This window comes from Cupriavidus sp. 8B (assembly GCF_054589115.1).
In genome coordinates, this window is the sequence record NZ_BAAILO010000201.1 from 27,114 (window position 1) to 48,140 (window position 21,027).

The 21,027-nt window shown below is 66.0% G+C and carries 18 protein-coding genes; 6 read left to right on the forward strand and 12 right to left on the reverse strand.

Annotation, left to right across the window (positions count from 1 at the left end; translation table 11 throughout):
* The first annotated feature begins 7 nt into the window (after positions 1-7).
* Entirely contained in the window at positions 8-994 is a 987-nt protein-coding gene (locus ACYP5B_RS19645) for a Bug family tripartite tricarboxylate transporter substrate binding protein (protein WP_400092241.1), read from the forward strand.
* Positions 995-1,006: 12 nt separating this feature from the next.
* Positions 1,007-2,467 (forward strand): N-acyl-D-amino-acid deacylase family protein, encoded by a 1,461-nt coding sequence (locus ACYP5B_RS19650; protein ID WP_459570841.1) that lies wholly within the window; start codon positions 1,007-1,009, stop codon positions 2,465-2,467.
* 58 nt (positions 2,468-2,525) lie between these two features.
* On the opposite strand, the gene ACYP5B_RS19655 is transcribed toward ACYP5B_RS19650, so the two are convergent.
* The 8 genes from ACYP5B_RS19655 to ACYP5B_RS19690 all read right to left on the reverse strand — a co-directional run bounded on the left by ACYP5B_RS19655 (position 2,526) and on the right by ACYP5B_RS19690 (position 9,987).
* Positions 2,526-3,395, reverse strand: a complete 870-nt coding sequence (locus tag ACYP5B_RS19655) for a putative hydro-lyase (RefSeq protein ID WP_459570842.1) — start codon at positions 3,393-3,395, stop codon at positions 2,526-2,528.
* Positions 3,395-4,738, reverse strand: coding sequence for an MFS transporter (locus ACYP5B_RS19660; RefSeq protein ID WP_400092246.1), 1,344 nt, complete (start codon positions 4,736-4,738; stop codon positions 3,395-3,397). The genes ACYP5B_RS19655 and ACYP5B_RS19660 overlap by 1 nt, the downstream gene beginning before the upstream one ends.
* Before the next feature lie 546 nt (positions 4,739-5,284).
* Positions 5,285-5,524 carry an acyl-CoA carboxylase biotin carboxyl carrier protein subunit gene (locus tag ACYP5B_RS19665; RefSeq protein ID WP_400092248.1) on the reverse strand — a complete coding sequence of 80 codons (240 nt, stop codon included), beginning with the start codon at positions 5,522-5,524 and terminating at the stop codon, positions 5,285-5,287.
* Positions 5,525-5,540: 16 nt separating this feature from the next.
* Positions 5,541-6,305, reverse strand: coding sequence for a LamB/YcsF family protein (locus ACYP5B_RS19670; protein ID WP_459570843.1), 765 nt, complete (start codon positions 6,303-6,305; stop codon positions 5,541-5,543).
* Positions 6,298-7,260, reverse strand: a complete 963-nt coding sequence (locus ACYP5B_RS19675) for a 5-oxoprolinase subunit C family protein (protein WP_459570844.1) — start codon at positions 7,258-7,260, stop codon at positions 6,298-6,300. The genes ACYP5B_RS19670 and ACYP5B_RS19675 overlap by 8 nt, the downstream gene beginning before the upstream one ends.
* On the reverse strand, positions 7,257-8,018 hold the full coding sequence (pxpB, locus tag ACYP5B_RS19680) for a 5-oxoprolinase subunit PxpB (RefSeq protein WP_459570845.1): 762 nt from the start codon (positions 8,016-8,018) through the stop codon (positions 7,257-7,259). The genes ACYP5B_RS19675 and pxpB overlap by 4 nt, the downstream gene beginning before the upstream one ends.
* On the reverse strand, positions 8,015-9,427 hold the full coding sequence (locus tag ACYP5B_RS19685; RefSeq protein WP_459570846.1) for an acetyl-CoA carboxylase biotin carboxylase subunit: 1,413 nt from the start codon (positions 9,425-9,427) through the stop codon (positions 8,015-8,017). Before ACYP5B_RS19685 ends, pxpB begins: the two co-directional genes overlap by 4 nt.
* 125 nt (positions 9,428-9,552) lie before the next feature.
* Entirely contained in the window at positions 9,553-9,987 is a 435-nt protein-coding gene (locus tag ACYP5B_RS19690) for a VOC family protein (RefSeq protein ID WP_400092258.1), read from the reverse strand.
* A gap of 159 nt (positions 9,988-10,146) precedes the next feature.
* Here ACYP5B_RS19690 and ACYP5B_RS19695 point away from each other — a divergent pair, with 159 nt between their 5' ends.
* The 3 genes from ACYP5B_RS19695 to ACYP5B_RS19705 all read left to right on the forward strand — a co-directional run bounded on the left by ACYP5B_RS19695 (position 10,147) and on the right by ACYP5B_RS19705 (position 12,495).
* A complete protein-coding gene (locus ACYP5B_RS19695) occupies positions 10,147-11,025 on the forward strand; it encodes a LysR family transcriptional regulator (protein WP_459570881.1) in 879 nt (292 codons plus the stop codon).
* Positions 11,026-11,332: 307 nt separating this feature from the next.
* Complete coding sequence (locus tag ACYP5B_RS19700; RefSeq protein WP_459570847.1) at positions 11,333-12,037, forward strand: methyltransferase family protein; 705 nt, start codon at positions 11,333-11,335, stop codon at positions 12,035-12,037.
* 137 nt (positions 12,038-12,174) lie between these two features.
* Complete coding sequence (locus tag ACYP5B_RS19705; RefSeq protein WP_400092401.1) at positions 12,175-12,495, forward strand: calcium-binding protein; 321 nt, start codon at positions 12,175-12,177, stop codon at positions 12,493-12,495.
* A 456-nt stretch (positions 12,496-12,951) separates the two neighbouring features.
* On the opposite strand, the gene bglX is transcribed toward ACYP5B_RS19705, so the two are convergent.
* A complete protein-coding gene (gene bglX, locus ACYP5B_RS19710; protein WP_459570882.1) occupies positions 12,952-15,240 on the reverse strand; it encodes a beta-glucosidase BglX in 2,289 nt (762 codons plus the stop codon).
* Positions 15,241-15,480: 240 nt separating this feature from the next.
* On the opposite strand from bglX, the gene ACYP5B_RS19715 reads away from it, so the two are divergent.
* A complete protein-coding gene (locus ACYP5B_RS19715; RefSeq protein ID WP_318235640.1) occupies positions 15,481-17,031 on the forward strand; it encodes a glucan biosynthesis protein G in 1,551 nt (516 codons plus the stop codon).
* A 125-nt stretch (positions 17,032-17,156) separates the two neighbouring features.
* On the opposite strand, the gene ACYP5B_RS19720 is transcribed toward ACYP5B_RS19715, so the two are convergent.
* The 3 genes from ACYP5B_RS19720 to ACYP5B_RS19730 are packed head-to-tail and all read right to left on the reverse strand — an operon-like array spanning position 17,157 to position 21,000.
* Positions 17,157-18,500 (reverse strand): aspartate aminotransferase family protein, encoded by a 1,344-nt coding sequence (locus ACYP5B_RS19720; RefSeq protein ID WP_459570848.1) that lies wholly within the window; start codon positions 18,498-18,500, stop codon positions 17,157-17,159.
* A gap of 29 nt (positions 18,501-18,529) precedes the next feature.
* Positions 18,530-19,996 (reverse strand): N-acyl-D-amino-acid deacylase family protein, encoded by a 1,467-nt coding sequence (locus ACYP5B_RS19725; protein WP_459570849.1) that lies wholly within the window; start codon positions 19,994-19,996, stop codon positions 18,530-18,532.
* A 17-nt stretch (positions 19,997-20,013) separates the two neighbouring features.
* Positions 20,014-21,000, reverse strand: coding sequence for a Bug family tripartite tricarboxylate transporter substrate binding protein (locus tag ACYP5B_RS19730; RefSeq protein ID WP_459570850.1), 987 nt, complete (start codon positions 20,998-21,000; stop codon positions 20,014-20,016).
* Between the last annotated feature and the right edge of the window lie 27 nt (positions 21,001-21,027).

Sequence of the window (21,027 nt, forward strand, 5' to 3'; positions counted from 1 at the left end):
CGCCACCATGTCTCTCCTCCGGAATTTCGACCGGCTAGTCAGACGGATGTCACTGACGGCCGCCGCCATGCTGTTCACGGCGAGCGCCTTCGCAGCCTATCCCGAGCGCCCCATCACGCTGATCGTCCCGTTCAATGCAGGTACGACACCCGACATCGTGTCGCGCTTGCTGGCCGATGCGGTCGGCCATGATATCGGGCAGCAGGTCGTGGTCCTCAACCGCGTGGGCGCGTCCGGCATCATCGGCACGCAGGCCGTGATCAACGCGCCGGCCGACGGTTACACCATCGGCTTCGCGAATGCCGGCACACTGGCCATCAACCAGTCCCTGTACAAGAAGCTGCCCTACGACGCCGACAAGCAACTGGCGCCCGTGGCCCTGACCGGCTTCGTGCAGAACGTGCTGGCGGTGCGCAAGGACCTCGGCGTGAAGTCGGTCTCCGAACTGATCACGCTGGCCAGGAGCGCGCCGGGCAAGCTCTCCGTCGGCTCGGGCGGCAACGGCACCACGGGCCATCTGAGCGCCGAGATGTTCAAGGCGATGGCCGGTGTTTCCATTACACATATTCCATACAAGGGCGGTCCCGAAGCGGACCTGGCGCTGATGCGCGGCGAAGTGGATCTGGTCTTCGAGAACATCACATCGATCTCGCCATATCTGAAGAACGGCAGCGTCGTGCCGCTCGCCGTCACCGGCGCGCGCCGCGACAGCCGCCTGCCGAAGCTGCCGACCATGGCGGAGACGGGGTTGAAGGATTACCAGGCGGTGGCATGGACCGGCTATGTCGCGCCCGCCGCGACCGACCCGCAGATCCTCGACTTTCTCAACAAGGCCTTCAACAAGGCGGCCAACTCGGACGCCATGAAAGCGCGGCTGGCCGACATGGCGTACGAGGTCACCACGGGGCCGCGCGGCGCATTCTTCGAGCTCGCCCGCAAGGAGCGGCCGGTCTGGGCCGCAGTGATCAAGAGTTCCGGCGCGGCGATCGACTGAGGAGCACGGATCATGGCGCAATTCGACATACTGATTCGCGGCGGCACCGTGATCGACGGCACCGGCGCGCCGCGCAGGCTCGCCGACATCGGGGTCGACGGATTGCGCATCACGGCGCTGGGCGCGCTGGCGTCCGACTCCGCGGCGGTGGTGATCGATGCGCGGGACCGCATCGTCGCCCCCGGCTTCATCGACTCGCATACGCACGACGATCGCTATCTGACGCTCGATCCGCTGATGCCGGCCAAGCTCAGCCAGGGCGTTACCACGGTCGTGACCGGCAATTGCGGCATCAGCCTGGCGCCCTGGCGTGCGCCCCCGGGACAGACCGTTCCGCCGCCGCTTGACCTGCTCGGCGACGATCCTGCCGTCTTTCGTTACCCCGCGTTCGGCGACTATCTCGCCGAGCTGGCGCAACATCCCGCTGCCGTCAACGCGGCCTGCCTGGTCGGCCATACGACGCTGCGGGCCGCCGTGATGGACCGGCTCGACCGGGCGGCGACCGACGCAGAGATCACGGCGATGCAGGCATTGTTGCGCGACGCCATGGAGAGCGGGGCCATCGGGCTCTCGACCGGAGCCGCCTATCCTGCCGCGATGCCCGCCACGACCGGCGAAATGGCCGCTGTGGCGGCGGTCATGCGCGGCTACGGCGGTGTCTACGCCAGCCATATTCGCGATGAGGGCGATCGGATCCACGAGGCGCTCGACGAAGCGTTCGAGATCGGCGCCGCGGGCGGCGCGCCAGTCGTGGTCTCGCATCACAAGCTGATTGGTCCAAAGAACCACGGGCGCTCGGCCGGCACGCTGGGGCACATCGCTAGGGCGGCGCAGCGTCAGCCGATCGGACTCGACTGCTATCCGTACAACGCCGGTTCCACCATCTTGCGAAAGGACCGGCTCGCGGTGTCGAGCCGCGTCATCGTGACGCGCTCGGTGCCGCATCCCGAGTTCGCCGGACAGGACCTCGAAGTCATTGCGGCGACGATGGGCCTCTCGCCCGAGGACGCGGTCGATGCGTTGCAGCCGGCAGGCGCGATCTACTTCCTCATGGACGAGCAGGACGTGCAGCGCATCCTCGCTTATCCCGAAACCATGATCGGATCCGACGGACTGCCGCACGACCCCGCGCCGCATCCGCGTCTCTGGGGCACGTTTGCGCGCGTGCTGGGCCACTACTGCCGGGACCTCGGACTGTTCCCGCTCGAGCAGGCCGTGCACAAGATGACGGGCCTGACGGCCCGCTACTTCAGGCTGCCGGGGCGCGGGATATTGTCACCCGGCAACTTCGCGGACATCACCATCTTCGATGCCGCCAGCGTTGCCGATATGGCGACCTTCGCGCAGCCCGTCGTGCGCGCGAAGGGCATCGAGACGGTCATCGTCAATGGCACCATCGCGTGGAACGGCGGCGAGAGCACCGGCGCCCGTGCCGGGGCGGTGATCCGCCGCAACGATACGGCCCGTGCTTAGCGCGCGCATTTCCGGCGGCTCCTGGCAACTCCGGTGCCATCCTTCGTTACACCCTTCGTTACACCTCACCCCCCTGCGCGCACAGTAGCCTCAACCTATTGGCAGGCACGTCGCACACCAGCATGTGTCCCGGCGCATGGGTGATGCATAGCGGCGGGCGCGCCATCATGGCCGCCGCCTGCGGCGTGACCCCGCATCCCCAGAACACCGGAATCTCCCCGGCCAGGATCGCGGTCGGCTCGCCTTCGTCAGGGCAGTCGATATCCGCGATGCCGATCGCGGCGGGGTCGCCCATATGAACCGGCGCCCCGTGCGCCGCAGGCAACTGGGCGCACACGGCCGAGGCGATGGCCGCCTCGGCCGGCGTGTAAGGCCGCATCGACACCACCATCGGCCCATGAAAGGGGCCGACGCGCGTGGTCTGGATGCTGGTGCGGTACATTGGCACGATCTTGCCCTCGTCCACGTGCCGCACGCGTAAGCCGGTGCGCTCCAGCGCGTCCTCGAACGATAGCGAGCAGCCCAGCACAAAGCCCACGAAATCGTCCTGCCAGAGCACACTGATATCGTCGCGCTCCTCCACCAGCTCGCCATGGCGCCACACGCGGTAGCGCGGCACGTCGGTGCGCAGGTCGATATCGTCGCCCAGCATCGGCACAGCCGGGCTGCCTGTTTCGGTCATGCCGATCAGCGGGCATGGCACCGGGTTGGCCCGGCAATACCCCAGGAAATCCTCTGCCCAGTCCTTGGGCAGGATCATCAGGTTGCCCTGCCCATGGCCGGGGGCCATGCCGCTGGTATTGCCGTTGTAGCGGCCGCTGCGGACGGCGGCGCGTGCGCCGGCCGGTGTCGCAGCCCAGCCGGGCGCAAGCCCGGCCCTATCGTGGATGCCTGCTTCCATCTCCACGCTCCGGTTACGATCCGTCATCAGTCGAGCGCCTGGCGGGCGGTTTCCTTCACGCCCAGCAGCGCCAGCAGGCTGACGGCGGCACCACCCATGAGCAGGTAGGCCGGGCTGAGCAGGTTGCCGGTACTGCCGATCAGCGCGGTCGCCACATACGGCGTGACCCCGCCGCCGAGGATGGCGCCGATGTTGAAGCTGAACGCCATGCCCGTGTAGCGCACGCGGGTCGGGAACTGCTCGGCATAAGTCGGGTAGCCAACGGACTGCACGATCGGCATCGGCAGCGCCACCACCATCATGGCGAGGAATGCCAGGCCGATGCTGTGGTTGTCCATCAGCATCATCATCGGCAACACCAGCACCATGTAGGCACAGAAGCCGATGGCCAGCACCTTGCGCCGGCCGAGGCGGTCGGACAAACCGCCCCACAGCGGCATCAGCATGGCCATGGTCAGGCTGACGAACGCCATGATCCAGTAGACCGTTGCCTTGTCGTACTTGAGGTAGGTGGTCATGTAGATATTCATGAACACCAGGCCTACCCAGTAGCCCACGTTCTGGCCAAACGACAGCAGCACCACCTTGACCACGGCAGGCATATGCGCGGTGAAGACTTCCTTGAGCGGCGCCTTGGGCGGCTCGCTGTGCTGCTGGAATTGCTTGAAGGCCACGGACTCTTCCACGCGCCTGCGCACCATCGACGAGATCACCACCATCGGGATCGCCATCAGGAACGGAAGGCGCCAGCCCCATGACTGCATCTGCACTGGATCCAGCAAGCCGGTGGTAATGCCGCACACGGTCGCGGCCAGCGCGCCGCCCACGGCCACGCCGACCGGTGTGAAGGCGCCGTAGAAGCCGCGCTTGCCCTTCGGCGCGGACTCGGCCACATAGGCGGCCGCGCCGGTGACTTCGCCGCCGGCGAAGAAGCCCTGCGCCAGGCGAATCGCCAACAGCAACAGCGGCGCGACAATGCCCGCGCTGGCGGCGACCGGCAGCAGGCCGATCATGCCGGTGGCAATGCCCATGCCGATCACGGTGACCAGCAATACGGCGCGGCGGCCAACGCGATCGCCCAGGCGCCCAAGCACGATGCCACCGATCGGGCGCATCAGGAACGCGCTGCCGAACACGGCCAGGATGGCCAGCAGCGAAGCCGTGGCGCTATCGCTGGGGAAGAACAGCGGGCCAATGGTGGAGGCCATATAGCCGTACACGCCGAACTCGTAGTACTCGATGGCGGTACCGGCCGCGGCGGCCATGGCGGCCTTGCGGGCGACTGCGTTGCCGGCTGCCGGCGCCGTGGCAGGGGCTGATGCCGGCGCCGCGTCGGGCATCGGCAGGGATGAGATGGGGGCGTTGGACATATTGTCAGTTTCCAGGATGCATCGGGGTAGAAAATCCAGTCCAGGTGTGGTGAAACCCCTGGATGAACCAGCGCTGAAGCACGAATACCTGCCGCGATGGCCGTCCTATGCTTCAAACTGCCTGGAGCATAGGCCGGGCCCGCGTCTTATTTTTTATTTCCGGAGAGCTGACCACCCGCCGGGAATCGCGAACCTGTCGAGGTCGCCGGAATTCATGCCTGATCGATTACACCGGATACTTCGCAACAAGCATGCCAGCGATTTTCATGTTGAAAATTTCGAAAAAACACCAAATTCCGGGCGTAACGATTCCTGACAAGAACCCGTCATCTATTTCGGGGATCTCATGCGCCCCGCCGCACCACAACCAGCAACTGCAAGCCCGCCTGGGACATGGAGCGCACCGAAACCGGCATGGCTCGCCGCCGGCTGGTGATTAATGTCCCAGCCCGCGGGATTACTCAAAAACCAGCCAGCCCATTCCGAGTGGCCAACGCCACCAAAACAGGTGGACGGCAGATTTACAGCTTGAAAATCAACACAATCTCAAGCAACCGGGATGAAGCTACCCAATACCTGGCCCTCTTCCACGATTTCGCCTTCGGCCACGCAATATGACTCTATATAACCAGCCGATTGGGCCTCAAGCGGTATTTCCATTTTCATCGATTCGATAATCAGCAGGGTGGCGTCCTTTACCTGCATCTCGCCGGGCTGAGCTACCAGCTTCCAGAGCGTGCCGGCGGTTTCGGCCAAGATGGATATTGGCGATTTTGTGTCGGGCATAGGTTTTTTGTCCGTACTATTGTGATTGCGGTGCGCGCACCGTGATGCCCTCGGCCTCCAGCGCGGCGCGGATGCGGTGGGCAAACGCGGCGGCGCCCGGCTGGTCGCCGTGGATGCACAGCGTGTCCGCCCGCACCGGCACGTCCACGCCGCCCAGCGAGCGCACCACGCCGTCGCGCACCATGCGCAATACCTGTGCGATGGATGCCTCCGGGTCGGTGATCATGGCGGCGGGATGGCTGCGCGGGGTGAGCGAGCCATCGTCCTGATAAGTGCGGTCGGCAAAGACTTCCTGCGCAACCGCGAGCCCGGCCTCGCGCGCGGCGGTGACCAGCGCGGAGCCGGCCAGGCCATAGAACACCAGCGCCGGATCCACATCGCGCACCGCCTCGCACAGCGCGCGCGCCATCGTGGCATCGCGCGCGGCCTGGTTGTACAGCGCGCCGTGCGGCTTCACATGCGCAAGCCGGCTGCCGGCCGCGGCGGCAAACGCCTGCATGGCGCCCACCTGGCAGACCGTGATGTTGTAGATCTCATCGTGGCCGAGTTGCATGGCCCGGCGGCCAAAGCCCTGCAGATCCGGATAGCCCGGATGCGCGCCAAGCGAGACGCCCAGCGCGGTGGCGGCGCGCACTGTAGCGGCCATGGTCTGCGCGTCACCCGCGTGAAAACCGCAGGCGATGTTGGCTGAGGTGACGTGCCGCAGCACGGCCGCATCGTCGCCAAGGCGGTAGAGCCCAAAGCTCTCGCCCATATCGCTGTTGAAATCGATCTCAGGCACGAGCGCGCTCCCCTGCGGTGGCCATCTCCATGGCGTCAAATGCTTCGTCCTGCAGCATGGCAAGTCGCTGTGCTTCCTGCAGGTCCACCAGCACAAAGCGCACCGCCTCGCCCGGCATTTTCTGCGCCAGGCGCGGCAGGTCCACCGCGCACACATGGGCAATCTTGGGATAGCCGCCGGTGGTCTGGCGGTCCGCCATCAGCACGATGGGCTGGCCGTCGGGCGGCACCTGGATTGTGCCGAAGGCCACGGACTCGGACAGCATCTCGGCAGGTGCGGCCAGCGCGAGGGGCGTGCCTTCCAGGCGGTAGCCCATGCGGTCCGATTGCGCGCCAATGCGAAACGGCTCGCTGACCAGAGCATGCCTGGCGGCATCGGAGAAGCGCGCCCATTCGCGCCCGGCGACGATGCGCACCGGCTGGTCCGGCGCGACCAGAACATCGGCCGGGAACACGGGGCGATCGGCATGCGCGGTCGGGGCGGCGACGCCGTCGCGCAAGGCAATGCGATCGCCCTTGCGCAACGGCTTGCCGGCCGCGCCGCCATAGCCGCCGCGCACAAAGGTGCTGCAGCTGCCCATGACTGGCAACAGCGCAAACCCGCCGCGCACCGCCAGGTAGGCACGCAGGCCGCTGCGGCGCTTGCTGAAGGCCAGCACGGCACCTGCGGCAACAGGCACCGCGCGCGCCATCGGCACGGGCGCGCCGTCGAGCGTAGCGTCAAGGTCCGCCCCGCACAAGGCGATCACGGCCGGTACGTGGAACTGCAGCGTGGGGCCCATCAGCGTGATCTCCAGCGTTGCATTGGCGGCGATATTGCCGACCAGTGCATTTGCCAGCCGGTGGGCACGCTCATCCATGGCGCCGTTGGCAGGCACGCCAAGCTGCTGGTAGCCGTTGCGGCCAAGATCCTGGAAGGTGCTCAGGGCACCGGGCTTGATGACTTCTATGCTCATGGCTGCACACCTGCGCCCGCCTGCATGGATTCGAATGCTTCGGCCGAGATCGGCAGGAAGCGCACACGGTCGCCGGCGGCCAGCAGGCACGGCGACGCGCGATGCGGGTCGAACAGCGCCACGGGCGTACGCCCGATCAGGTTCCAGCCGCCCGGCAAGGTCATGGGGTAGATCACCGTCTGGCGGTTGGCCAGGCCAATGGAGCCGGCCGGCACCGCGGTACGCGGCGTGCTGCGGCGGGGCGGACAAAGGCGCGCGTCGAAGCGCCCCACATACGGATGCCCCGGCGCGAAGCCCAGCATCAGCACATCGACCGGCTCGGCGGCATGCAGCGCGATGACCTGCTCGGGCGACAGGCCGCAGGTGGCCGCCACATCGTCCAGATCGGGACCATGCTCGCCGCCGTAGCAGACAGGGATATCGATCACCAGCGGCGAGCTAGCGCTTGTCGAAAGCCCTTCGCGCAGGAGTTCGCCGATCATCGCGCAGAGCATCTCGAACGCAGCGCTGCTGCCCGTCGCGCGGGCCACGGCGATCGGCTTGTAGTGCACGCCCACGGTGGTCAGCGCGGGCACGATGTCGGTCACGCCGGGCAAGGCCGCTGCGGCGATCCGCACCGCTGCCGCGCAGGCCAGGCGGTTGGTGGCGATATCGGCGACGGTGCCAAACTCGACAATCAGGCAGCGGTCGCCGGACGGCGCGATCCGCCAGGTCGATTGCGCGCACGCCGCGGCGTGTTTCATGTCCTGCGCGGTCATGCCGGCACCTCCCCGGCGGACGGCGCGGGCTCGGCCGCCGGCACGGCGGACTCCCCCAGCAGCACCGCCAGCTCGCGCTCCACAAAACCGGTATCGACCCGGCCGGCGCGGAAGTCCGCATGATCCAGCACGCGGCCAAGGAACACGGCGTTGTGCCGGATGCCTTCGATCTCGGTCGCGCCGAGCGCCGCCTGCATGGTAGTGATGGCCGCTTCGCGGTCGGTGCCATAGGCAATCAGCTTGGCGATCATCGGATCGTAGAACGGCGTGATGGCATCACCCTCGCGCACGCCGGTGTCGACGCGCAGCCCGGCCATGCCCGCCGGCAGGCGAAAGCGCGCCAGTTTGCCAGGCGATGGCATGAAATGCCGCGCCGGATTCTCGGCATACAGCCGGCACTCGATGGCCGCGCCGCAGCGCCGGATCTCATGCTGCGCGCAGGGCGCGAGCGTGCCGGCAGCGAGCCGGATCTGCGCCTGTACCAGGTCCCAGCCGGTGATGGCCTCGGTCACGCCGTGCTCCACCTGGATGCGCGTGTTCATCTCGAGGAAGAAGAACTCGCCGCTGTCCGCGTCCAGGATGAACTCCACCGTGCCCGCGCCGCGATAGCGCTGGTGCTCGGCCAGCGCCACCGCCGCCGCGCTCATGCTGGCCAGCACGGCGGCAGGCACGTTGGGCGCCGGGCTTTCTTCAATGATCTTCTGGAAGCGGCGCTGCACCGAGCATTCGCGCTCGAACAGGTGCACCGCCGTGCCGTCGCCGTAGCCAAACACCTGCACCTCAATATGCCGGGCGCGCGGCACGTAGCGCTCCAGGTAGATGCTGGCGTCGCCAAAAGCCTTCAGGGCCAGCGCCTGGGTGGATGCCACCGTGGCTGCCAGCGTGTCTGGCCCGTCGACGCGCTTCATGCCGATGCCGCCACCGCCGCCGGCGGCCTTCACCAGCACGGGATAGCCAACGCGCTGCGCCTCGGCATGCAGGTGCGACAGGTCGCCGGGCAAGAAGCGGATGCTGCCAGGCAGCACCGGCACGCCGCACGCGGCGGCAATGTCGCGGGCGCGGTTCTTGTCGCCCATGTTCTCGATCGACTCCACGGATGGGCCGATCCATTGCATGCCTTGGGCTTGCGCCGCGCGGGCAAACGCGGTGTTCTCGGAGAGGAAGCCATAACCGGGATGCACGCCATCGGCGCCGTGCGCCGTGCCTGCGGCGAGCACCGCTGCCACGTTCAGGTAGCTCTGCGCCGCCGGCGCGGAGCCGACCGCCACGGCGATGTCGGCCATTTCACAGTGCAGCGCGCCGGCATCGGCGGCCGAATGCACGGCCACGGTTTCGATGCCGAGCGCTTGCGCGGCGCGGATGATGCGGCAGGCGATCTCGCCACGGTTGGCAACCAGGATTCTTCGCATATCGGCTAAGTCTTGCAGCTACTGCTTGGGGGCGATGCACGCGGGGCGGGCGAGCCCTGCCCCGCGTGCGGCGGCCGGCCTTGTGGCCGGTCTCACTCGGGTCTGGCCTTGATCTGACGCTGGGGTTACTTGGCGAACAGCGAAGCGATATTGGCGAAGGCCTTGAGCTCCAGCGCATTGCCCGACGGGTCGAGGAAGAACATCGTGGCCTGCTCGCCGACCTCGCCCTTGAAGCGGATATGCGGCTCGATGATGAACGACAGGTTGGCGGCCTTGAGCTTGTCGGCGGCGACATGCCACTGATCCATCGGCAGCACCACGCCAAAGTGGCGCACCGGCACGGCATCGCCATCCACGGCGCTGGTGTTGCGGTGGCCTGCTTCTTCCGGCGCCAGGTGGGCCACGATCTGGTGGCCGTAGAAGTTGAAATCCACCCAGTCCGGCGCGCTGCGCCCTTCGGGGCAGCTCAGCAGGTCGCCGTAGAACGCGCGCGCGGCGGCGATGCTGTGGACGGGGAAGGCAAGGTGGAACGGGGCGAGGACGGGCGTGATTTCGCTCATGGCGCTGGGGGATCGATGGGTCGTGTGTGGGTCGGGTCTTGGCCTGCCGCCGGCAACGCGCCGGCCGGTGAACCAATGAGTGAAAGTCTAGGCATGGCGATAAATTAAAAAAAGCGATATATTTTTGACCTTAGCTACATGGAAATTGATGAATCGAACATGCTGCGCGAGCTCAAGACCTTTATCGCCGTGGCCCGGCACGGCACCTTTGCCAGCGCGGGCGCCCGCATCGGGCTGACCCAGTCGGCGGTCAGCGCGCAGATCCACCGGCTGGAGCAGGAGTTCGGCTTCGCCCTGTTCGACCGTACCGGCCGTTCCGCGCGCCTGAACGCCTCGGGCCGGGAAACCCTGGCGCTGGCGGAGGAGCTGATGACGCTGTACGCACGCATCGGCGAGCATGGCGGCAGCGCCGAGCGCAGCGGCATGGTGCGGGTGGGATCGATCGCCTCGGCCCAGGTGTCGTTCCTGGTCGAGGCCATGGCCGCCTTCCGCGCAGCGCTGCCCGGCTGCCGCATCCGCGTGGTGCCAGGCGTGTCGCTGAACCTGCTGGGACAGGTGGATGCGGGAGAGATCGATATCGCGGTGATGATCCGGCCGCCCTTTGCACTGCCATCCGAACTGGAGTGGCGCACGCTGGTGATGGAGCCGTTCGTGCTGCTCGTGCCAGCCGCCATGGCAGGTCAGGCGTGGAGCGACGCGCTGGAATCCGCGCCCTTTATCCGCTACGACCGCGGCTCATTCGGTGGCCGGCTGGTCGACCAGTTCCTGCGCCAGTCGCGCCTGGCGGTGCAGGACGCCATCGAGCTGGATGAGTTGCAGGGCATCGTGCAGTTGGTGGCGCGTGGCCTTGGCGTGGCTCTGATTCCGCAGACGGCGGCGCAGGGCACATGGCCAGACGGCGTGATTGCCCTGCCGCTCGGCGACGACACCTTCCACCGGGAAATCGGGCTGGTGGAGCGCCCGCGCCATAGCCGGCAGCCGGTGGCAAGCCGCCTTGCGGAGTACATCAGCGAGGCGGCGTCGGGCGACGAGGCATAGGCACGCGCGCATCCCCATGCTGCCTTGCGCCCCAGGTGCTGGGACGAATGCAACGCAAATAGAAATGATTATCGTCCGCATGAATTCGACATCAGCATTGCTACTGGGTCACGCTGGTGCCGCGCCCAGCGGTTGCCTGACACGCGAAACGCAAGGTTGCCCCCTCGTCAGGGGGATATGGGTTGCACCCGCATCCCGGCGTAATCTCTGCGCATGATTGGCACGCTGAGCCCATCCGGCGCGGCATGAACTTGTCCCGCCCGGGAAATGCAGCGTTGCCTTATAAAAATGAGAGAGGTATCGGGGAATGCATGACGATAGCGACGCAGGGTCGCGTAGCGCCACCGGGGTCAATGCGCGCAACGCTGGTGGATTCACTACCGGATTGATCCGGCCGCAAGTGCGTGAGATGGTGACGGAGGTATCCATGCGCCTCTGCGTCGTCCTGTTGCTGAGCGTGTTCGCCTATAGCGCGTACGCGCAGTGGCGCCTGGCGCCCGAGCGCATCACCTTGCTGCTGCTCGTGGTTGCCACGCTGCTGACCGTAGGCCTGTCACTGTTCTCGCGCATCCCCGAGAAGCGCGACATGCGCCCCTTGAGCTTCGTGATGTCGATTGGCGGCAGCTTCTACTATCTCGGGATCGAGCTCGATCCCGGCGTTCGCCTTGTCCCCGAGACAGTCGGGGCCACGCTGGAAGTCGCCGGCATCTTGTTCCAGTTGTTCGCCAAGCTCTCGCTGCGCGGCTCCTTCGGCATCCTGCCCGCCAATCGCGGCGTGGTGTCGCGCGGCGCGTACCGGCTCGTGCGCCACCCCATCTATCTCAGCTACCTGGTGACCGACCTTGGCTTCCTGCTGGCCAACTTCGGCTGGCGCAATGCACTGGTCTACGGCGGCCTTTATGCGTTGCAAACAGGCCGGATATTCAGGGAAGAACAATTGCTGGGCCAAGACCCGGCCTACCGCACCTATCAGGCCAATGTGCGATATCGCATCATTCCCGGCGTGTTTTAAAGGGCGGCAGGGATTGCCCGGCTCGCCACCCTTAATGGGTTAATGGGAAAACTGCCCCGGTTCCTGCAAAAGCCAACCGATCGCGGACTACCGCCAAACCATCTGGCCTCACCATCGAAATGCTTAAGGAGACTCTAATGATTCAGCGGCTAGTATCAACAGCCAGCTTGGCGCTGCTCGCATTTTTCGCTGCCGGCAGCGTCGGCGCGCAACAGCAGCCGATGAATGCAAAGGAAGCCAAGGCAAAATTCGCGGAGAAGTTCGCCGCCGCCGATACCAACCACGACGGCAAGCTGACGAAAGAGGAGGCGCAGGCGGGCATGCCCGAGGTCTACAAGAACTTCGACGCGATCGACACCAGGAAGAAGGGCGAGATCACGCAGAAGCAGATTGGCGCCTATTGGGCGGCCAAGGCCAAGCAGCGCGCCGCGGCGCAGAATCCCGGAAGCCTGAACTGAGTCGACGGCGCCGGCAATCAAGGCAGAGTCTGGCAAAGTTCCCCGGCACTGGCCAGAGCCAGGCCAGTGCCGGGAAGCTTTAATGCTGTTTAGTGCTGATTTAAGGCTTATCCAATGATGGATGGTCCCTGGCTATATTCCAGTCAGGTCAGGAGGTTGAAGGCGAACCCTAGCGCAATCGCGCCGCCTAGCGCTTCCACTGCCGCCAGCGCGAGAAGGTTTTTCAAAACGAATGCGTCGTCCTGCTTGGTCACCATGGTGTTGTCTCCTGAAGTAGGAATCCACGGCTGGACGTTAGTGGAAAGCACGGCAGCATCTGTCCACACGCCAGCCACGTCTCAACTCGCTTCCAGTAGACCGCAACGCAGCGCCGGCGAAAAGCTGGCATAAACCCCTATTCAGGGCCGGCTGGCCGAAGCCTCGCGCGCAGGCAACGCACCTTCCCAAGCCCTCCCCCTACTGCAGCACGAAGCCCTGCTCCCGCACCGCTTGCGAATCCAGCCCGATCTGGACCTTGAATTCCCCCGGCTCGGCGGCGTATTCGAGCTTGGCGTTGAAGAACTTCAGCTTGTCCTCATCGAGGGCAAAACGCACCACGCGCTCCTCGCCGGCCTTGAGCATGAGCTTGTGGAAGTCCTTGAGCTCCTTCACCGGCCGCACCACGGAGGCGGCGACGTCCTGGAGATAGAGCTGGACCACGGTTTCGCCGTCGCGCTGGCCCGTGTTCCTGACCGTCACGCTGGCCTCGATGCGGCCATTGCGCGGCATGGTAGGGCTCGACAACGTGATGCCGGACACGCTGAAGTCCGTATAGCTCAGTCCATAGCCGAACGGGTACAGCGGGCCGGACGTTTCCTCGAAGTATTGCGAGGTGTAGTTTGGCGGCTGGCCCGGCACGAACGGGCGCCCGATGCGCAGCTGGTTGTAGTAGGTGGGGATCTGCCCGAGCGAGCGCGGGAAGGAAATGGGCAGCTTGCCCGAGGGGTTGTAGTCGCCGAACAGCACGTCGGCAATGGCATGGCCGCCTTCGGTGCCGGCGTACCAGGTCTCGAGCACGGCGTCGGCGTTGTCCTTCACCCAGTTGATGGTGAGCGGGCGGCCGTTCATCAGCACCACCACCATCGGCTTGCCGGTGGTCTTGAGCGCCTTGAGCAGCGTCTCCTGGTTGCCCGGCAGCGACAGTGTGGTACGGCTCGAGGCTTCGTGCGACATGCCGCGCGACTCGCCCACGGCCACCACGATCACGTCGGCGCTGCGCGCCGCCGCTACGGCTTCGGCAATCATGTCGCCGGGGGCGCGCTTGTCCTGGACAATCTCGGGCTTGTCCCAGTTCATGAAGTTCAGGTAGCCGACCACGCCGGCGTCGTCGGTCACGTTCCCGCCGCGGGCATAGACCACGCGGCCCTTGTCGCCGAGCGCGTCGCGCATGCCTTGGAGCAACGTCACCGTCTGAGCGGATTTACCGGCCGCGGACCAGCTCCCCATGGTGTCGATGGGCGCATCGGCCAGCGGCCCGACGACTGCGACGGTGCCGGCCTTCTTCAGCGGCAGCGTGCGCTCGCGGTTCTCGAGCAGCACCAGCGACTGGCGCGCGGCGGCACGTGCGGGCTCCCGGTGCAGGCGGCTCTGCGCGTCGACGTCCGCCGGGTCCTGCCCAGCCGCGCCGATGCGCTTGTAGGGGTCCTGGAACAGTCCCAGGTCATACTTGGCGCCCAGAATCTCGCGCACCGCGTCGTCGATGACGCCCATGGGCACTTCGCCGGACTTCACCAGTTCGGGCAGGTGATCCCGGTAGGCGGCGTCGTGCATGCTCATGTCGACGCCGGCCAGGATGGCGAGCTTGGCGGACTCGCGCGCATCCTTGGCCACGCCATGCTTGGTCAGCTCGTCGATGGCCCCGTGGTCGCTCACCGTGATGCCCTTGAAGCCCCAGGTCTTGCGCAGCAGGTCCCGCAGCAGCCATGTGTTGGATGTGGCCGGCACGCCGTTGATCGAGTTCAGCGCGATCATGACGCCGCCGGCGCCGGCATCGATGCCGGCCCGGTACGGGGGCAGGTAGTCCTGGTACATGCGGATCGGGCTCATGTCGACCGTGTTGTAGTCGCGCCCGCCTTCCACCGCGCCGTATAGCGCGAAGTGCTTGACCACGGCCATGACGCTGTCGGCATTGGCCAGGGACGTACCCTGAAAGCCCTTGACGCTGGCCCGGGCGCACAGCGAGACCAGGTAGGGATCCTCGCCGAATCCTTCCGACGTGCGCCCCCAGCGCGGATCGCGCGAGATGTCGACCATCGGCGCGAAGGTCATGTCCAGGCCGTCCGCGCTGGCTTCGATGGCCGAGATGCGCGCGCTCTGCGCCACGGTTTCCATGTCCCAGCTGGATGCCAGACCCAGGCTGATCGGGAAGATGGTGCGGTGGCCGTGCACCACGTCGTAGGCAAAGAAGATGGGGATCTTCAGGCGGCTGCGCTCCACCGCCGCTTGCTGCATCGGCCGGTTGTCCTTGCGCGTCACCGAGTTGAATGTGCCGCCCACCCGGCCTGCCGCGATCTCCTTGAGCAACTGGGGCTGGGGCATGTCCTCGCCGATGCTGATGAGGCGCAGCTGCCCGATCTTTTCCTCCAGCGTCATCCGTCCTATGAGATCGGCGACGAAGGCATTCTTGTCGCCGGCGGCAGCCGGCGCGGTGCCGGCAAGAACCGGCGAACAAACCAGGCTGGCCGACAGGGCCAGCAAAGAAAGCATTCTCATCTGATGGTTATCCAGGTGGCGCGACAAGGTAGCTGCCCCGCGATGGTGCGCGTTTCCTGCCTGACAGGCACGCAAAGCGAAATACGCTATCGTTTATCTTTCTGCACTGCGCCCGCAGTTTACCGCCACTACACTATCGGCTGCCGCCGCGTGTGCCGTGGCAGCCTTGCGTAACCTGTTTTTCTGGAGAGATTCGTGGTTCTTGCCGTCATCGCCGCATCGTTTCGTAACAAGATGCAAATCGCCTTGCCAACGCTGATGGCCGCGGGAGCACTGCTGGCTGGCTCCCAGGCCAGCGCGTTCTCCCTTGACGACGTGGCACCCCGCGCCAAGGCCCTGGCAGACAAGCCCTATGCCGCACCGGTCAGCAACCTGCCTCCCCTGTTCAGCCAGATGCAGTTCGCCGACTACATCAAGATCCAGCCCCAGCGCGACAACCTGGAATGGAAGGACCAGGGCACGCCGTTTCGCCTGGGCTTCTACCACCAGGGCATGCAGTTCGGCAGCCCGGTGCGCATCAACGAGATCGTCGGCGGCGCGGCCCATGAGATCAAGTACGACCCCGCGCGGTTCGACTTCGGCGACCTGAAGCTCGACAAGTCCGCCACCGCCAAGCTCGGCTATGCCGGCTTCCGGGTGCTCTACCCCATCAACCGCGCCGACAAGCTCGACGAGATCATGAGCGTGCTGGGTGCCAGCTATTTCCGGGTCATCGGCAAGAACCAGGTCTATGGCCTGTCCAGCCGCGGCCTGGCCATCGATACCGGGCTGCCCGTCGCCGAGGAGTTCCCGGCCTTCCGCGAGTTCTGGATCGTGCGGCCCGATCCGCAGGACAAGCATCTGGTGTTCTACGCCCTGCTCGACTCCCAGCGCGCCACGGGCGCCTACCGCTTCGACCTCTACCCCGGCGAGGACGCGGTCCTCAAGGTGCAGGCGCGCATCTACCTGCGCGGGCCCGTCACCAAGCTCGGCGTGGCGCCGCTGACCAGCATGTTCCTGTTCGGGCCCAACCAGCAGCGCGACCAATACAACTTCCGCCCTGCCCTACATGACTCCGACGGGCTCGCCATCCATACGGGAAGTGGCGAATGGCTGTGGCGGCCGCTGAACAACCCGCGCAACCTGGCCATCAGCACCTTCCAGGTCACCAATCCCAAGGGTTTCGGGCTGCTCCAGCGCGAGCGTAACTTCTCAGCCTATGAAGACCTGAAGGACCGCTATGACCTGCGCCCGAGCGCCTGGATCGAGCCCCAGGGCGACTGGGGCAAGGGCAAGGTCGAGTTGGTGGAGATCCCCACGCCGGACGAAACCAACGACAACATCGTCGCCTTCTGGACGCCGGACCAGTTGCCGCCCAAGGGCCAGCCCCTGAAGGCGGATTACACCATGCACTGGACTCGGAACGAGCGCGCCCTGATGGACAAGGATCTGGCGTGGGTCAAGCAGACGCTGCGCTCGGCGGGAGAAATCACGCAAGCCAACCTGATCCGCCGTCTCGATGGCAGCACCGGCATCGTGGTCGATTTCGAAGGCCCCGTGCTGGCGAACCTCCCCGCCGGCACGCAGGTCGGCGCGCAGGTCAGCGTGAGCAACAATGCCGAGATCATCGAAAGAATGGTCGAGCCCAACCCCGTCATCAAGGGCTGGCGGCTGAACATGCGGATCAAGGTCAAGGATCCGAAGCAAGTGGTGGAAATGCGCGCGGCGCTGGTGTCGGGCGACAAGACACTGAGCGAGACGTGGAGCTACCAGATGCCGCCCTATTCGGTCGGCGAGAAAAAATAAGCGAAATCAGGAGCAGAACATGACATGCTGCTGAATGCGAATCCCACCGGGGTTTTCCCGATCGCGCCCACGCCGCAGACCTGCCGTCCTGATGCCCTCCCCCGTTTTGCGATTGGCGTCCCGGCTCAGGCGACCGCGCTGTGGGTCGCCGGCATCACACCTTGGACCGACTCGGCAAAGCGCTCGACGATGCGGTCGATATCCTGCGCCGAGCAGATGAACGGCGGCGCAAAGAGCACGTGGTCGCCCCGCACGCCGTCCACGGTGCCGCCCATCGGATAGATCAGCAGCCCATTCTGCATGGCGGTGGACTTGAGCCGGGCATGCATTTTCAGGGCCGGGTCCAGCGTCGCCTTGGTCTCGCGGTCGGCCACGAACTCCACGCCGACAAAGAGGCCGCGGCCGCGGATGTCGCCAACGCTGGGGTGGTCGCCCAGCGTTTCGCGCAGCCGGGCGCGCAGCTGCTCGCCGCGTGCCAGCACGTTGTCCAGCAGACGGTCCTCGGCGATGGTGCGCTGCACGGCCAGGGCCGCCGCGCAAGCGGTGGCATGGCCGATATACGTATGCCCATGCTGGAAGAAGCCGCTGCCGTTGACCACCGCGTCATAGATACGGCTGCTCGAGATCATCGCGCCGATCGGCTGATAGCCCGCGGCCAGGCCCTTGGCGATGGTCACGATGTCGGGCACCACCCCATCTTCCTCACACGCGAACAGGTAGCCGGTGCGGCCCATGCCAGACATGATCTCGTCGAGGATCAGCAGCACGCCGTACTTGTCGCAGACGGCGCGAATGCGCTTGAGATAGTCCGCCACCGGCGGTACCGCGCCGGCGGTGGCGCCCACGACGGTCTCCGCCACAAACGCGGCGACGCTCTGCGGGCCGAGTTCGAGGATCTTGGCTTCAAGCTCGTCGGCAAGGCGCTGCGCGTACTGCTGGTCGGTCTCGCCCGCTCCCTGGTCGCGATACGCGTAGCACGGCGCCACATGGTGCGCCGGCACCAGCAGGGGCAGGAATGGCTCGCGGCGCCATGCATTGCCACCGATGGCCAGCGCGCCCAGCGTGTTGCCGTGATAGCTCTGGCGGCGCGCGATGAAGTGGCGGCGCTCCGTCTGCCCGATCTCCACGAAGTATTGCCGCGCCAGCTTCAACGCGGCCTCCACCGCCTCGGAGCCGCCCGAGACAAAGTAGACATGATTGAGGTCGCCGGGTGCGGCCTGCACCAGGGTCCGGGCCAGTTCTTCCGACACTTCGGTGGTGAAGAACGACGTATGCGCATAGGCGAGCGAGTCCACCTGCTGCTTGATGGCCTCGATCACGCGGGGATGCCCGTGGCCCAGGCAGGACACCGCGGCCCCGCCTGAAGCGTCGATATAGTGCTTGCCGTTGCTGTCGATCAGCTCGATGCCCTTGCCGGCGACTGCCACGGCGAGAGTCTGGCGGGGATTGCGGTGGAATACGTGGGTCATGATGTTTGGTGTTGAAGCGTAAAGTCGAATCAGGGGCGCGGGCGGTGCATGAGAACCTGGCCGGGGAATGCGGGAATGACGTGTGTTGCTTCCCACACGCGCTGGCCGTTGACCCAGACGCCGTCGATGCCTTCGCTGAGGCGAATCGGATCCTCGAAGGTGGCGTTGTCCTGCACGCGGTCTGCGTCGAACAGGACCAGGTCGGCGAACTGGCCGGCCCGGACCAGCCCGCGGTCCGTGAGCCCGTATTGCTCGGCGGCAAGCCCGGACATCTTGCGCACGGCCTGCTCGAGTGTCATCAGGCCGGTCTCGCGCACCATCCGCGCGAGGATACGCGGGAAGGTGCCCCACTGGCGCGGATGGGGACGCGGGTCGAACGGCAATCCATCCGAGCCAAAAATGGTCAGGAGGAAGCTGGCAATGCGCTCGACGTCCGCTTCATCCATGATGAAGTAGATGGCGGCGGCAGGCTTCAGCCTATCCAGCAGGCCATGCTCGTCCAGCCCCAGCGTCTGCATGAGTTCCTGGAAATCCCGGCCGCCCGCATCCGGATAGCCTTTGGACCAGGTGATCATGGTGCGCGAGGATTGGCGTACGCGATCCAGCCGGAGCATGGTCGAGGTGGCGAGATAGGGATGGCAGTCCAGGCACAGTGGCTGCAGCTTGGACGCTTTGTCCAGGATGGCCAGGGTTTCCACGGAGCGGCCGTGATTGCGTTTGCCTGCCACCTTGTGATGCGAGAAGACGATGCGGCAATCCAGCGCCCCACCAATCCTGAGCGCCTCTTCCATCGATGGCACGATATCGTCGGTCTCGTCGCGCAGGTGGGTGGAGTAGATGCCCCCGAATGCCCGCAGCGGCTCGCAGACCTGGATGATCTCCTCTTCCGTGGCCGCGGCGGCCGGCGGATAGAAGGTGCCAGTGGAAACGCCGAAGGCGCCTGCCTTCATGGCTTTTTCCACCTCCATGCGCATGACGGCCACTTCCTCGGCATTGGCCGCGCGGCTCACGTCCGGCATGGCCTTGACGCGGAGCGTGGAATGGCCGAGCAATGGCACCACATTCACGTTGGCCGGCTTGGCGCGCATGGCATCAAGCCAATCGGCAAACTCGGCAAACCGGAACAGTGCCGCCGGCCCCATCAGGTCCAGGGGCTGCGGCGGATCGCTGGTGACCAGCGGCGCCACGCTGATGCCGCAGTTGCCTGTCACCACCGTGGTGATGCCCTGCGAGACCTTGGGCTCCATCTCCGGATGCACCAGCAGGTAGCCGTCGTCGTGCGTGTGGGCATCGATGAAGCCCGGCGCCAGCACCCGGCCCGCCGCGTCGATCACTACCCTGGCCTGCATGCCGGCCAGGTCGCCGACGGCAACGACCCGGTCGCCTGCGACGGCGACATCCGCGATGCGCCGCGGCGCGCCCGTGCCGTCGACCAGGGTCGCGCGCCGGAACAGCAGATCTGCAGTGCTGGCGGCCTCAATGGGCAATTCCGACATGACTTATCTCCCCCTGCTTACTGTGGCTCGATTCCCGCTTGCTTGACCACCTCCGCCCACTTCACGGTTTCCCGGGCCGCAAAGCCGGACAGCGCCTGCGGCGCGCCGCCGATAGGTTCCGCGCCAAGGGCCGCGAATTTCGCCTTCAAGGCGGGATCGGCCAGTGATTGATTGAACGCGGCGTTAAGCCGCGCAACGCTTTGCGCGGACGTGCCGCCTGGCGCCACCAGCCCGCCCCACGCCACGCCTTCGAAACCCGGCACACCGGATTCGGCGATGGTGGGCAGCTCCGGCAGCATGGGGGAGCGATTCAGGCTGGTCACCGCCAGCGCCCTGAGCTTGCCCGCCTTGATCAGCGGCAGGATCGTGGGCATGTTGTCGATCAGCACGTTGACCTGCCCGCCCATCACATCGGTGGCGGCCTGCGGGCTACCCTTGTAGCCAACGTGCATCCAGTTGAGCCTGGCTCGGTCGGCCAGCAACTGGCCGGTGAGGTGGCCCGACGTGCCCTGCCCGGGCGAGGCGAACGTCACCTTGCCGGGATGCGCATTGACGTAGCGGAGCAGTTCGGCAAAGGTCTTGACCGGCAGGTCGTTGTTGACGGCGATGACGTTGGGCACCTTGAACAGCAGCACCACCGGCACGAAATTGTCCGGGCGGTAGCTGAGTGTCTTGAAGGTGCTCTTGTTGATCGCCAGCGTGACGTTGTTGGCGTACCCCAGCGTGTAGCCATCCGGCGCGGCGCGCTCGATCTCGGAGATGCCGATGATGCCGGACGCCCCCGGCTTGTTGTCGATCACGAACGCCTGGCCGAGCGTCTTGCCTACCTCGGCGGTCAGCGCCCGCATCAGCACATCGGGGCTGCCACCCGCCGCGGACGGCACCACCAGCCGGATCGGCTTGGAGGGATAGGCATCGGCGGACCAGGCCGATGCGAGCGGGGCCGCGGCGCAGCATAGAAACGCTGTGGCCCTGAGCGTGAAGGCAACCGTGGAGTTTTTCAAAGCTTGTCCTCTGGCGTGGGGTGCTCG